This window comes from Jatrophihabitans sp. (assembly GCF_036389215.1).
Lineage (GTDB): Bacteria > Actinomycetota > Actinomycetes > Mycobacteriales > Jatrophihabitantaceae > Jatrophihabitans_A.
Genome location: NZ_DASVQG010000216.1, coordinates 25,032 through 38,955, shown reverse-complemented (window position 1 = coordinate 38,955; position 13,924 = coordinate 25,032). Strand labels below are relative to the sequence as shown.

General features: G+C 70.1%; 9 protein-coding genes. 5 read left to right on the top strand and 4 right to left on the bottom strand.

The window, feature by feature from the left end; genetic code table 11:
• Nucleotides 1-18 precede the first annotated feature (18 nt).
• Entirely contained in the window at nt 19-2,514 is a 2,496-nt protein-coding gene (gene hrpB / locus VF542_RS11730) for an ATP-dependent helicase HrpB (RefSeq protein ID WP_408651912.1), read from the bottom strand.
• A 225-nt stretch (nt 2,515-2,739) separates the two neighbouring features.
• Between hrpB and VF542_RS11725 the strand changes: the two genes are divergently transcribed.
• Nucleotides 2,740-3,462, top strand: coding sequence for a VOC family protein (locus VF542_RS11725; RefSeq protein WP_408651889.1), 723 nt, complete (start codon nt 2,740-2,742; stop codon nt 3,460-3,462).
• A gap of 417 nt (nt 3,463-3,879) precedes the next feature.
• On the opposite strand, the gene VF542_RS11720 is transcribed toward VF542_RS11725, so the two are convergent.
• Nucleotides 3,880-4,821, bottom strand: coding sequence for a carbohydrate-binding domain-containing protein (locus VF542_RS11720; RefSeq protein WP_408651888.1), 942 nt, complete (start codon nt 4,819-4,821; stop codon nt 3,880-3,882).
• A gap of 603 nt (nt 4,822-5,424) precedes the next feature.
• On the opposite strand from VF542_RS11720, the gene VF542_RS11715 reads away from it, so the two are divergent.
• Entirely contained in the window at nt 5,425-5,784 is a 360-nt protein-coding gene (locus tag VF542_RS11715) for a hypothetical protein (protein ID WP_408651887.1), read from the top strand.
• 145 nt (nt 5,785-5,929) lie between these two features.
• On the opposite strand, the gene mfd is transcribed toward VF542_RS11715, so the two are convergent.
• Entirely contained in the window at nt 5,930-9,532 is a 3,603-nt protein-coding gene (gene mfd / locus VF542_RS11710) for a transcription-repair coupling factor (protein ID WP_408651886.1), read from the bottom strand.
• Nucleotides 9,533-9,753: 221 nt separating this feature from the next.
• Here mfd and VF542_RS11705 point away from each other — a divergent pair, with 221 nt between their 5' ends.
• Entirely contained in the window at nt 9,754-10,374 is a 621-nt protein-coding gene (locus tag VF542_RS11705) for a hypothetical protein (RefSeq protein ID WP_408651885.1), read from the top strand.
• Between the two features lie 124 nt (nt 10,375-10,498).
• Nucleotides 10,499-12,286: a DUF4012 domain-containing protein gene (locus tag VF542_RS11700; RefSeq protein WP_408651884.1), complete on the top strand. Its 1,788-nt coding sequence runs from the start codon at nt 10,499-10,501 to the stop codon at nt 12,284-12,286.
• A 66-nt stretch (nt 12,287-12,352) separates the two neighbouring features.
• On the opposite strand, the gene VF542_RS11695 is transcribed toward VF542_RS11700, so the two are convergent.
• Nucleotides 12,353-12,787 carry an adenylyltransferase/cytidyltransferase family protein gene (locus VF542_RS11695; RefSeq protein WP_408651883.1) on the bottom strand — a complete coding sequence of 145 codons (435 nt, stop codon included), beginning with the start codon at nt 12,785-12,787 and terminating at the stop codon, nt 12,353-12,355.
• Between the two features lie 153 nt (nt 12,788-12,940).
• Between VF542_RS11695 and galE the strand changes: the two genes are divergently transcribed.
• Nucleotides 12,941-13,915 (top strand): UDP-glucose 4-epimerase GalE, encoded by a 975-nt coding sequence (gene galE, locus VF542_RS11690; protein ID WP_408651882.1) that lies wholly within the window; start codon nt 12,941-12,943, stop codon nt 13,913-13,915.
• Nucleotides 13,916-13,924: the final 9 nt, after the last annotated feature.

Sequence of the window (13,924 nt, the reverse complement as noted above, 5' to 3'; positions counted from 1 at the left end):
GAACCGGCGCGGCGTCGATCACTGGCGACGGTTGGTGCGCGCGGTCGCCTCGGCGGTGAGCGGGTCCTCGGGCCACGGGTGCCTGGGGTAGCGCGCCCGCAGGTCCGCGCGCACCTGCGGGTAGCCCTGCCGCCAGAAGGACGCCAGGTCCGCGGTGATGGCAACCGTGCGGCCGGCGGGCGAGAGCAGGTGCAGGACGATCGGGGCGCGCCCGTCCGCGAGCGCCGGGGTCCGCGTCCAGCCGAAGGTCTCCTGCAGTTTCACCGCCGCCACCGGTGGCTCGGCGCCGTCGTAGGCGACGCGGACGCGGGATCCGGACGGCACCTGCAACCGCTCGGGCGCGAGCTCGTCCAACCGGGTCGCCGCCGGCCAGGGCAGCAACCGGCGCAGCGCGGTGTGCACGTCGAGGCGGCGCAGGTCGGCGCTGCGCCGCACCGCGCTGATGTCCAGCCACTCGTCCAGGCGCTCAAGCAGCGCGGCGTCTCCGACGTCGGGCCACGGGTCGCCCAGCACCGCGTGCAGAAAGCCGAGCCGGGCGCGCAGGCTGCGAGCGGCGTCGGTCCAGCTCAGCGCGACCAGACCCCCGGCGCCCTGGGCGCGCAGCCCCTCACGGACGGCGGCCTGGACCCGCTGCGGATCGGGGCTGCGCAGCGGGGCTGCCGAGAGCTCGATCGCGCCGAGCCGCTCCACCCGGCGCGCGACGAGGGCGCCGTTGGCCCATTCGATCTCCTCGGAGGTGGTGACGAGGTCGGCGGCCACCACCCGGGCCGTGGGTTCGTCGATCGGCGCCGCCGCCCGCACCCGCGCTTCGGCGCGGCCGGGCTGCCGGTCGGCCACGGCGATCGCGAGCCACGGGGTGCCTCGCAACCGGGAGGATTCCGCGAGTTGCGCGCCGGTGCCGCCGGTCATCTGGTAGCTGGCGGTATCCGCCCCGCGGGCCCGCGCGATGCGATCGGGATAGGCCAGGCCGACGACGGTGCCCACCGCGAGGTCGTCGGACATCGCGGTGTGTCCCGGCCCGCCGCTGCCGAGCCGGCGCGCCTCCTGCCGCCACCGGCGGGTGCCGTCGCGGTCACGCGCATCCCCTCCTGTGCGAAGTTCCCGGTAGCGGGCGGCCAGGTCGTCGTGATGACCGGTCAGCGAGTCGTCGGACAGCAGCGCCACGACCTCCCGCGCCCGCTCGGCGCCGACGAGTTCGGCGCCGTCGAGGACGGCGCGGGCCAGCCGCGGGTGCGCGCCCACAGCGGCCATCCGCCGGCCGCGATCGGTGATGCGGCCTTGTGTGTCGATCGCGTCGAGGCGGTGCAGCAGCCCGGTTGCGGCGTCGAGGGCCGCAGTGGGCGGCGGGTCGAGCAGGGCGAGCCCCTCGCCGCCCGGTGCGCCCCACGCGGCGGTCGTGAGCGCGAACCCGGCGAGGTCGGCCGTGGCGATCTCGGGCAGCGCATGCGCCGCGAGGTGGACGTGCTCCTCGGGTGACCAGCAGCGGTAGGCGCGACCGGGCGCCTCGCGTCCCGCCCGGCCGGCGCGCTGATCGGCCGACGCCTTCGACACCCGGGTGGTGATCAACGCGCCGAGTCCGCGCGCCTGGTCCATCCGTGGCTCGCGCGCCAGCCCGGCGTCCACGACGGCTCGCACGCCGGGCACGGTCAACGAGCTCTCGGCCACCGAGGTGGTGACGACAATACGACGCTTTCGGCCGGGCGTGAGTGCCAGGTCCTGCTCGGCGCGTGATTGGCGCCCGAACAGCGGGCGTACGTCGGCGGCCACTCCGTCGAGCGCCCGGGCGACGGTGGCGATCTCCCGTTCGCCCGGCACGAAGACGAGCACGTCCCCGTCCCCCTCGGCGAGCGCGCGCCGCGTGACGTCCGCAACGTGGTCGAGCAGTCGCGGGTCGACGCGCTGGCCCGGCAGCAGCGGCAGCGGACGCGAGGGCGGGGCCCAGATCTTGTCGACCGGATGCGCCGCCGCGGTCGCGATGATGACCGGCGCGTCGAGCGCGCGGGTGAGCGCCGCCGTGTCCGGGGTGGCCGACGTTGCCACCAGCGCGAGGTCGGCGCGGAGCGTGTCGCGGACCTCGAGGCAGAAGGCCAGCAACAGGTCGGCGTCCAGGTGGCGCTCGTGGCACTCGTCAATCACCACCGCGGCGACACCGGGCAGTTCGGGATCGCGCTGCAGGCGCTGGACGAGCAGCCCGGTCGTCACCACCTCGATCCGGGTCTGCGCACCACCGACCCGCTCGTCCCGCATCGCGTAGCCGACCCGCCCGCCGGGCTGCTCGCCCAGCAGTTCGGCCAGCCGCCGGGCCGCGGCGCGGGTCGCGATCCGCCTCGGTTCGGCGACCAGGATCTTTCCGTCCAGGGCATCAGCGAGCGCGAGCGGCAGCAGCGAGGTCTTGCCCGATCCCGGCGGGGAGACGAGCACCGCCTTGCCGGTGCTTGTGATCGCGGAGATCGTCTCCGGCAGCACCGCCCGAACCGGCAGATCCGCGCCGGGCACTTCCGGCGGCGGCAGCAGGAACGACACGCCCCGAGGCTAGCCGTGCCTAACGCAACCGCCGCAGGAGGCGTGCTGGACGGCGCGTAGACGCATCGCTCTGACGCGCATTCGATGCACGCTCATCTGGGTATCGACAGGGCCGCCACGACTGGCGAGGGTCAGTGACACCGAGCTCGGCCCTCATCGAGTCTCTGACTTAATCGCATTGCGTGATATTCCCCGGGTGCCTAGCGTTTGCTCCCGATGACTTCTCACCTCCTTGCACTCTGCGTCGATGCCAACGACCCGCTCCGTCTCGCGCGTTTCTGGGCCGGCATCCTCAGCTGGGAGATGGGAAATGACCCTCACGAGGGCATCGCGCTCTTGCCGAGCGACGACACCGGGTTTCGCATCCGGTTCCTTCCGACCCAGGCACAGAAGGCCGGCAAGAACCAGATGCACTTCGACCTAACGAGCACGTCCCTGCAAGACCAGCAGCAGACGGTGGTGAGATCACTCGAACTCGGCGCCCGGCACATCGACATCGGTCAACGACCGGAGGAGCCTCATGTGGTGCTCGCCGACCCCGAAGGCAATGAGTTCTGCGTCATCGAGCCGGGCAACAACTTCCTTGCTGACTGCGGATTCATAGGAGCGGTCGCGTGCGACGGCTCGCAGGACGTCGGGTACTTCTGGAGCGAAGCGCTGGGCTGGCCGTTGGTCTGGGACCAGGACCAGGAAACCGCTATCCGCTCGCCTCGCGGTGGTCCGAAGATCACCTGGGGCGGTCCGCCACTGATGCCGAAGACGGGAAAGAACCGCCTGCATCTGGATATCGCGCCACCCGTCGACGGTAATCAGCACGCAGAGGTCGAGCGTCTCATCTCTCTTGGCGCGACTCGAATTGACATCGGCCAGGGCGAGGTCAGCTGGGTGGTGATGGCCGATCCTGATGGCAATGAGTTCTGTGTGCTGCCGCCTCGATAGGGGGCCGGGCAGGGTGCTTGCACGGTTATTCCATAGCACCACTGAAGCGGCTGCCAGCGAAGTGGCAAGTAGGTACCGTTGTCCCTTACAGTTTGTGTTGCTTGGAGCGTTGAGCTTCAAGAAGTGAGCCCGAGACCCGGCCGGACGACCGTGGCGCTCGGGCTTCGCGCTTTCCGGACAGTGTGTTCAGACGTCGCGGTGCACGTCTGCGACGACGGGCTCGAGCGCACCAGGCCAGCAGCGGCTGGTCGCGCAACAGCTCCCCGCCGAACTTTGGCCTCGCCCACCTGCCGTCCGGCGCTTAGACCCTCACTGAACTGTGCTCTGGCCGCTTCAGACCACGAGAACCGGGCCCGGCGGCGGTCTCGGCGTTTCCGAGAGGCAGTGCTCTCTCCCTCTGGGCTACCGGGGCGGTCGTCAGGCGTAGACGACCGTCTCGGAGTAGACCGTGGCGCAGCCCCCGTTGGCGGAGATGACACCCGACACGACGGCGAGGTTGCTCACCGGGTTCTGGTAGATGTCATGCACTCCGGTGATGGAGTTCATGCAGGCGTCGGCCTGTGCGTTGGTACTGGTTCGACCGTCCACCCAGGCGTCCACCCAGATAGATGTGCCCGCCGGGCGCGTGCCGCTGTGGCACGCCGCGCAGCTGTCTTCGACCATGAAGTACTTGCGCAGCGCCGGGACATGGAACCTGGTCCCAGCGGGGACGTCCAGGGTAGTGCCGACCACGCCCACCGCCAGGGTGATGGGATCGGCGTAGGTGCCCGTGCCGCCCGCCTCGGTGTGAATAACCCCGCAACAGATGGCCGTCGAGCCGATCGGGTCGTTGTCGTAGACGCTGTAGCCGGTCAGGTAGGCGGTTGCCTTCGTGCCGGGACTCGGGGTGACGACCGTGCCCTGGCCGGTGACCACGTCGAGGTAGAGGTTGCGACAGCAGGCGTTCGTGAAGGCGATCTTGACCGCGTGGTTGCCGCTGGCCAGGCTGCGCGTGAAGGCGTAGTCCGTCCAGGTCTGGGCCGGGACGGATTGCGCTGCGAAGGCCACACCGTCGACCGTGACCGTCATGCTGGCTGCCGTGCCGTCGGTCTTCGCGCGAACAGTCAGGCCGGTGGCGGCGCTGGTCAGGTTGAGCGTGCCCTGGACGGTGACGTTGCTGTCGACCAGCAGCGCCTGCCCGCCACTGGCGGTGGTGTCGTTGTAGACGGAGGCGCCGTAGCCCTGGATGCTGGTCATGACCTCGGCCTGAAGCTGGCCGACGGCGGCAGCCGATGCGCTACCTCCGCTGGACAGACTCAGTGCCACCAGGCCGACCGCCACCGCAGCGACGATGCCGCTCGGTACGAGACTTTTGCGCATGCTCATGGCTTTCCTTTGCCCTTTCTCGCGGTCGGGACACTGTTTGCACGACTTGTCCTTTATGGTAGCCCGCTAGCCATCATCGTCGCTGTCCCCAGGGTCGTTGGTGGCCCAGAAGTCGGACGGGGTGTTTTGGGTCTGGGAGGCCGCTGGCGGGCGGCGGCGGGTCCAGACGACGTCCACCGGGTGCGTCGCGGCGGTCGCGGTGATGACCGGCGCGTCGAGCGCGCGGGTGAGCGCGGCCGTGTCCGGGGTCGCCGAATAGTCTCCGGTAGCACCGCCCGAACCGGGAGATCCGCACCCGGCACGTCGGGCGGCGACAGCAGGGACGGCACGCCCCGAGGCTAGCCGTGCGACGCCAGCGGCTACTTGCGTTCCCTTGTCTGCATAGGGGTCAGACATGGGCCATGTTGCCATTCCGGCCACCGATGCCGAGTAGGGCAATCCCGTACCGGCCCGCTATCCCGTTCGGCTCCAATAGTGGCGAACCAGCCGAGCCGGGGGACGGCGCTCGACAGGCATCAGCAGGCGCGAAAAGGATGCTTGACGCATACCCGGGCGCGTGATGCACTCCCTTCCTAGTTGCCTGAGGAGGAGTGGAATATGCGAGCACTGCGAGTACTCGGCGCGATGGGTGTCTCCCTGATGGCGGTCTTTGCTCTTGCGACTCCGGCGTTTGCCACCACCCCTGCCACGGTTTATGACCTTGTCGGTGACTATGCGCGCTGGAACTACGACACGAATGTTCTGACCGTGTGCGATAACGACCCGCACGAGGGAGTCGCCAAGGCGATTCTGTCCGTCGACGGCGGTGGGACCTGGACGAAATATGACGACAACGGTGCGCAGCCGGGATGTGGTATCGCTGGCCCGTTGAATGTCGACGATTCGAAATCTGCCCACCTCTACATCTGCCCCAACAACTGGAGCGACTGCAGGGAGAAGCTGTTGGACCACCTGTAACACCCAGATGTCCTACAGGACGCCAAAACGGGTGGTTAGCGGGTCAGTTTAACTCGACGGTGGTGGGCGGCCGGTGTGTCGGCTTGGTGCATCCGTTGAGCACGGCGGCCAGCGAGCGCGGACAGTCTGCCCTGGCGCCGGTCAGCTAATTGGACAGCACGGCCTTGAGCACCGGCCCCAAAATGTTCTCCAGCAACTCAGCGCACCAGGTCAGCAACGGCTGATCCCGCAGCGGCTCGCCGCCGAACTTGGCCTCCGCCCAGCTTCCGTCCGGTTTCACCACGCCCTTAGGACGAGCGGCGGCCATCGTGGAGACCGCCGGCTTGTAGACCGCCTTGTCATACGTCCGCTGCAGCCGGACCTGGGCCGACTCCGGCAGCAACACCGGGGAGAACCGCACCGACTGGCCCTGCAGCGAGACCTCGGTAATGCCGAACTTGCGGCACACCACCTTGAACCGGGCCACCGCCAGCAGGTTGTCCACCTCGATCGGCATCGGCCCGAACCGGTCCAGCAGCTCCAGCCGGACGGCGTCGACCGCCTCGTCGGTGGTGGCGTTGGCCAGCGCCCGGTAGGCCTCCAGCCGCAGCCGCTCGCCGGGCAGGTAGTCCTGCGGAAGGTTCGCATTGACCGGCAGGTCGACCTTGACCTCGCTGAACTGCTCCTGCTGCTCGCCCCGGAACTCCGAGACCGCCTCGCCGACCAGCCGGACGTAGAGGTCGAAGCCGACCCCGGCGATGTGGCCGGACTGCTCACCGCCCAGCAGGTTGCCGGCGCCGCGAATCTCCAGGTCCTTCATCGCCACCTGCATCCCGGCGCCGAGTTCGGTGTGCTGGGCGATGGTGGCCAGCCGGTCATGGGCCAGCTCGGTGAGCGGCTTCTCCGGCGGGTAGAGGAAGTAGGCGTACCCGCGCTCGCGAGCCCGGCCGACCCGGCCGCGCATCTGGTGCAGCTGGGACAGCCCGAAGGTGTCGGCCCGGTCCACGATCAGGGTGTTGGCATTGGGGATGTCCAGGCCCGACTCGACGATGGTGGTCGAGACCAGCACGTCGAAGTCGTTCTCCCAGAAGCCGACCATGATCTTCTCCAGCGCGTCCTGACCCATCTGGCCGTGCGCCACCGCGATCCGGGCCTCGGGCACCAGCTCGGCCAGCTTGGCCGCGGTCCGGTTGATCGACTCGACCCGGTTGTGGATGAAGAACACCTGGCCGTCGCGCAGCAGCTCGCGCCGGATCGCCGCCGAGATCTGGCGGGAGTCGTAGGCGCCGACGAAGGTCAGGATCGGGTGCCGCTCCTCCGGCGGCGTGAGGATCGTGGTCATCTCCCGGATGCCGGTCAGCGACATCTCCAGGGTGCGCGGGATCGGGGTCGCCGACATGGTCAGCACGTCGACCGCGGTGCGCAGCGACTTCAGGTACTCCTTGTGCTCCACCCCGAACCGCTGCTCCTCATCCACCACCACCAGGCCCAGGTCCTTGAACCGGACGGTCTGCTGCAGCAGCCGGTGGGTGCCGATCACGATGTCGACGCTGCCGTCGGCGATCCCGGCCAGCACCTGGTCGACGTCGGCGGCGTGGGTGAACCGGGACAGCTCCTTGATCGTCACCGGGAACTGGTTCATCCGCCCGGTGAAGGTCTGGATGTGCTGGTGGGCAAGCAGCGTGGTCGGCACCAGCACCGCGACCTGCTTGCCGTCCTGCACCGCCTTGAACGCCGCCCGCACCGCGACCTCGGTCTTGCCGTAGCCGACGTCGCCGCAGATCACCCGGTCCATCGGCAGCGGCTTCTCCATGTCGGCCTTCACCTCGTCGATGGCCGCCATCTGATCGGGAGTCTCGACGTAGGGAAAGGCGTCCTCGAGCTCGCGCTGCCACGGGGTGTCCGGGGCGTAGGCGTGCCCGCGGGTGGCCATCCGTGCCGAGTACAGCCTGATCAGCTCCGCCGCGATCTCCTTGACGGCCTTGCGCGCCCGGCCCTTCGTCTTGGCCCAGTCCGCACCGCCGAGCCGTGACAGCGACGGTGACTCACCGCCCACGTACTTGGTGACCTGGTCCAGGGAGTCGGTGGGCACGAACAGCCGGTCCCCCGGCTGGCCCTTCTTCGCCGCGGCGTACTCGATGATCAGGTACTCGCGCTCGCCGCCGTTGACGGTGCGGCGCACCATCTCGACGTAGCGGCCGACGCCGTGCTGCTCGTGCACCACGAAGTCGCCGGACTGCAACTGGATCGGGTCGATCGCGTTGCGGCGCCGGGACGGCATCCGGGACTTGTCCAGCGCCGTGATCCCGCGCTGGCCGGTGAGGTCGGACTCGGTGAGGATGGCCAGCTTGAGCCGGGCCGAGACCAGGCCGGACTCCAGGTGGCCGGTGGTCACCGTGACGACACCGGGTTCCAGCTTGTCGATGCCGGGCACCATCCGGGCCGCGAGGTCGGCGGCATGCAGCCGTTCCAGAGCCCGCTCGGCGGTACCGTGGCCTGCGAAGACCAGCGCCAGCCGCCAGCCGTCGCGGGCCCAGCCGCCGATGTCGCCGAGCAGCGCCTCGGTGTCGCCGCGGTAGGCCGGCGCCGCCTCGAACGAGGAGTCGACGGCGGCGACCGTCCGGAAGTCCGGGCCGGCCTCGGCGACCAGCTCGTTGTCGGTGCTGAACGGCGACAGCGACCACCACGGCATGCCGAGAGCGGACGCGACCTCGGCTACTTCCTCCAACGAGCGCAGCGACGCCGAGCCCAGATCGACCGGGGCCTTGCCGCCACCGGCCGCCGCCGCCCAGGACGCGGCCAGGAACTCCTCCGACGTCGCCACCAGATCGGCCGCCCGGGCCCGCACCTTCTCCGGGTCACAGACCAGCACGGTGGTACCGGCGGGGAACTCCTCCAGCACCAGCCGCAGCTCCTCGACCAGGACCGGGGCCAGAGATTCCATGCCCTCGACCGGATTGCCCAGGCTGATCGGCTCCAGCAGCTCACCGAGTTCGGGATGCTGGGCCAGCAGCGCGGCCGCCCGGGCCCGCACCTGCTCGGTCAGCATCAGCTCCCGGCACGGCGGCGCCCACACCCCGCCCGTGGCGATCTCCAGCGAGCGCTGGTCGGCGACCTTGAAGTACCGGACCTCCTCGACCTCGTCACCCCAGAACTCGACGCGCAGCGGGTGTTCCTCGGTCGGCGGGAAGACGTCGAGAATGCCGCCCCGGACCGCGAAGTCACCGCGCTTCTCGACCAGCTCGGTCCGCCCGTAGCCGGCGGCGACCAGTGCCGTGACGATCTCTTCCAGCTCGCGCCCGGAGTCCCCAATCGAGATGCTGACCGGCTCCAGGTCACCGAGGCCGGGAACCTGCGGCTGCAGGATCGAGCGGACCGGCGCCACCACCACGCTCAGCGGGCCGGTGCTCTGTTCGCGGGGGTCGGGGTGGCGCAAGCGGCGCAGCACCGCCAGCCGGCGGCCGATGGTGTCGGCGCGGGGCGAGAGCCGCTCGTGCGGCAGCGTCTCCCAACCCGGGTACAGCGCCACCGAGTCCGGCGCCAGCAGGCACTGCAGGCTGGCCACCAGATCCTCGGCCTCGCGCCCGGTACTGGTCACCGCCAGCACCGTGCGGCCGGCCCGCCCGGCCAGGGTGGCGACCGCGAGCGGGTCGAGCGCGGTGGGCCCGGACAAGGCCAGCGGCCGGGCGCCGGAACGGCTGGCGGCCTGGATCACGGTGGCCAGTGCTGGATCGTCGAGGGCGGCGTCGATCAGTCCCGCCAAGCTCATGCCACGAGCTTACGTGGCGGAGCTGACAGCCCCTCCACCACCCGGTACGGCTGGCGGCAAACGCCCTTTGTCAAACGCTTGTAAATTGATAGATAAGACCGCTACATTACGCTCGCGGATTTCGGGGGAATCAGATGTTCGGTCCACCCGGCGTGAGAAGCACGCCCAGGCACGTTCTCGAGCACGGGACCGGAACCCGGTCCCGTTCTCGTGCATTTCTCGTGCCCGTGCTGGGTGGGCTGGTGCTGCTGTCGAGTTGGGGGAGCATGGCCGGCAGCGCCGGGGCTGCGAGCTACCCGCCCGCGCTCGGCTGCGGGGTCTCGGGCCTCGCCTCGGCCGGCTCGGGGCTTGTCCAGGTCCGCGGGATCGGCTTCGACGCCGGGTCCCGGGTGCTGGTCCGTGTCGACGGCCGGAACACCGGCGCCATCCGCGCCGACGCTGCCGGCTCGTTCCAGGCCTCCTGGCGCCTCGCCACCCCGGCGGCCGGGGCCGCGATCACCGCCTCCGATGCCGGCTGCTCGGCCACCGGCGTGCTGGTGATCGAGAATTCCCAGGGTGGCTCAGGCAATTCCGGACAGCCCGGCCCGGCCAAGCCTGCCAAGAACGTTCCGCCGAGCGAGCCGGTACCGCCGGCCCGCCGGGCCGACCCGGTGGCCGCGATCCCGTCGACGCCGCTGACCGGCCTGCCTCCGCAACTGTTCCTCGGACTGGCTGGAGCGGTGATGCTGGCGGGAGCGGCGCTGATCGGGCTGACCGGCCGGCTCGGCCATCGCTCCGACCGCCCGGCCAGCTCCGAGATCTCCGTGTCGAGCACCTACCCGACGGCGCCCGGCACCACCTGAATTCCACAAAGTCTCACCTGTAGTGATCAATGTGCCGACTGCTGTCACCTGTGGTAATTAATCCCTCAGTGTTTACGACGGCAATTCCGCGCTGGCTCGGCGTAGAAACAATTGAAGGGACCGCATGACTGCCGCCGAACCAGTGCCCGTTCCCGGGCGCCGGCACCCGCGCGGCCGGCGGCGCGCCGTGCTGCGGTACGCCCTCGCGGCCGGCTTCGGGCTGGTACTGGCCGGCCTGCTCTGGATCGCCGTCACCGCGGCGCTGGTCCGGCAGCAGGCCCAGGCCGGCGACCAGGCGGTGAGCCGGCTCCGGGCGGCGGTGTCGGCGGCTGACCTGCCGGCCGCCCGCAGCGCCGCCAGTTCGCTGACCGGGCACGCCCGTTCGGCGCACCGGTTGACCACCGGGCCGGCCTGGTGGGCCGGCGCCAAGGTGCCCTGGCTCGGCCGGCCGGTCCGCTCGATCCGGGGCAGCGCCGCGCAGTCGGACCAGCTCGGCTCCACGGTGCTGATGCCACTGGTTGACCTGGCCGAAACCCTGCCGCCGGGCGGGCTGGTCGACCACGGCTCGATCCGGCTGCGGCCGCTGATCGATGCGGCGCCCGTGCTGCAGCAGGCCGAACTGCACCTGCGGGCCGGCTCGCAGCAGGTCGAGCGGCTGCCGAGCAGGACCTGGCTGGCCCCGGCCGACCGCTTCCGCGGCAGCCTGCGCCGCACCCTGCTCGAGTTCGAGGGCCGGTTGCGGCCGGTCAGCCAGGCGAGCGAGGTGCTGCCGGACCTGCTCGGCCGGCACGGCAGCAAACGGTACTTCGTCGGCCTGGAGAACGAGGCCGAGTCGCGCGGGGTCGGCGGCATCCCCGGCGCGTTCGCCATCGTGACGGCCACCGACGGCAAGATCAGCGTCGACCGGCTGGAGAGCGACACCACCCTGAGCAAGGTGCGCACGGAGCTGGACCTCGGTGCCGAGTACGACCAGCGCTACCGGGCGGCGGACCCGGTGAACACCTACTCCAACTCCACCATCAGCCCGGACTTCTCCGACGCCGCGCGGATCTGGGCGGCGATGTGGCAGAAGTACAGCGGCCAGCGGATCGACGGGGCGCTGGCCGTCGACCCGACCGCCATCTCCTACCTGCTGCGAGTGACCGGTGCCGCCACGCTGGCCGACGGCAGCACGGTGACCGGAGCCGAAGTGGTCAGCCTGACCCAGCAGACGATGTACCGCACCCACCCTGACAAGGCCGCCCGCAAGGCCTACCTGCTCGACATCGCCAGGGCGATCTCGGTCCGGCTGCTGTCGGCCCGCGGCTCGGCCGGCCTGGTCCGGGCCGCCGCGCAGGCAGCCGGCGAGCGACGGATCGTGGCCTGGAGCGCGGACCCGGCCGTCCAACAGCGACTGGTGGCGGCGACCGTGTCGGGAACGCTGGACGCGGGGACCGGCTACCTCGCCGGCTTCAGCACCGTGAACGCCACCGGCGGCAAGCTCGACTACTACCTCAGCCGCGGCATGTCCTACTCCCGCCAGGGCTGTGGGGCCGGCAGCACCAGCACCTCCACCTTCACCCTGACCAACCAGGTCCCGGCCGGCCCGTTGCCCTCCTACGTCACGCTGCGCCTGGACGCACCCCGCTACCGCACCCGGCCCGGCGACAACAAGGTGCTGCTCAGCTACTACGGAACTCCCGGCTCGCGAATCGACACCGTCACCGTGGACGGCCGGCCGGCCGTGGTGATGCCGGCGTCCGAGCACGGCCTGACGGTGCTGACCCTGCCGCTGGAACTGGCGCGCGGATCCAGGCATTCGGTGACGGTGACCGCGACCGAGCCGGCCCGGGAGAACCGGACGGAGATCCTGCGGCAACCTGCGGTGAACCCGCTGTCGGTGACGACCCGGCTGCCCGACTGCGGTGGCTGAGTCCGGCAGTTCCTGAGCCGGCGCTGGCTGAGTCCGGCGGCGCCTGAACCCGGACAGCGGCGCGAGCTACGCGCGCAGGCCCATCTCGATGTTCAGGGCCTGCCGCAGCATGGTGGAGGAGGTATGCACCGTGTAGGGAAGGTAGAAGACCTCGACGCCCACCTCGGCGAACTCGCGTTCGAGCCGGTTGCCCTTGTCGGTGCCACGCCAGTCGTCGCCCTTGATGATCACGTCGAACTGCAGCCGCTGCCACATCTCGAGCTTGGTGGGCACGTCCTCGGCGACCGCCTCGTCGACGTAGCGGATGCTGCGGACGATCTCCAGCCGCTCGGCCAGCGGGATCACCGGGCTCTTGCCCTTGGCCCGCCGGCTGAGGTCGTCGGAGACGACGCCGGCGATCAGGTAGTCACAAGCCAGCCGGGACTTGCGCAAGATGTTGAGGTGACCGATGTGGAACATGTCGTAGACCCCGGGGGCGTAGCCGATCCGCTTGCGTGCCACTGGGCTCGGCTGGTTCACGATTCCCCCGAAAGTTCTGCGCCCACCGGCGCTACGTGCAAACAATGTTAAGATAACGCATCGCAGCCCTGTTGTGGTGCTTTACGCTCACTTCATAAAGGTGCAGCTGAACCATCGACACAGAACGGCTCCAACATGAGGGACACCTGGCTGGTTTCGGGCGGAGCAGGCTACATCGGCGCGCATGTCGTGCGCAGCCTGCAAGCTGCCGGCGCCGACGCGGTGGTGATAGACGACCTCAGCACCGGTGACATCGGCCGGGTCCAGGTGCCGTTCGTGGAAGGCGACATCGCGGACTGGCGACTGGTGGCCGACACGATGCGGCAGTACCGGATCACCGGAGTGGTGCATCTGGCGGCCGACAAGCAGGTCGAGGAATCGATGCGCGAGCCGCTGACCTACTACCGGCGCAACGTCGTCAATCTGATGCAACTGCTGACCGCGATGGCGCACGCCGAGGTCGGCAGGCTGGTCTTCTCCTCCAGCGCCGCGGTGTACGGCATGGTCGACTCGCCCCTGGTCGGCGAGGACCACCCGACCCGGCCGATCAACCCCTACGGCGAGACGAAGCTGATCGGTGAGTGGCTGATCCGCGACCAGGCCCGCGCCACCGGGCTCCGGTTCGCCGCGCTGCGCTACTTCAACGTCGCAGGCACGGCCAGCCCCGAACTGGCCGATCTCGGCCGCACCAACCTGATCCCGATGGTGTTCGACGCGCTGGACCGCGGCGATCAGCCGGTGATCTTCGGTGGCCAGCACCCCACACCCGACGGCACCTGCGTCCGGGACTTCATCCACGTCCAGGACCTGGCGGACGCCCACGTCGCCGCCATCGCCGCGCTGGACGAGCCGGGCGCGTCGCACGTCTTCAATGTCGGCTGCGGCCGCGGGTACTCGGTGCGCGAGGTCATCGAGATGGTCGCCGAGGTGTCCGGACGCAGCATCGAGCCCCGAGTGGGCGCTGCCCGGCCGGGTGACCCCGCGATGGTGGTGGCCGACACGGCTCGCATCAGCAGGACGCTCGGCTGGCACCCGCGGCACGACCTGCGTGAGATGGTTCGCAGTGCATGGCATGCCCAGCCACGGCAGGTCAGCGCCTCGCGGGGCTAACGGGGCGAA

What these genes read in the sequence shown, in the direction of transcription:
- VF542_RS11725 (WP_408651889.1), top strand. Translation starts at nt 2,740, where the DNA reads ATGACTTCTCACCTCCTTGCACTCTGCGTCGATGCCAACGACCCGCTC.
- VF542_RS11720 (WP_408651888.1), bottom strand. Translation starts at nt 4,821, where the DNA reads ATGCGCAAAAGTCTCGTACCGAGCGGCATCGTCGCTGCGGTGGCGGTC.
- VF542_RS11715 (WP_408651887.1), top strand. Translation starts at nt 5,425, where the DNA reads ATGCGAGCACTGCGAGTACTCGGCGCGATGGGTGTCTCCCTGATGGCG.
- mfd (WP_408651886.1), bottom strand. Translation starts at nt 9,532, where the DNA reads ATGAGCTTGGCGGGACTGATCGACGCCGCCCTCGACGATCCAGCACTG.
- VF542_RS11700 (WP_408651884.1), top strand. Translation starts at nt 10,499, where the DNA reads ATGACTGCCGCCGAACCAGTGCCCGTTCCCGGGCGCCGGCACCCGCGC.
- galE (WP_408651882.1), top strand. Translation starts at nt 12,941, where the DNA reads ATGAGGGACACCTGGCTGGTTTCGGGCGGAGCAGGCTACATCGGCGCG.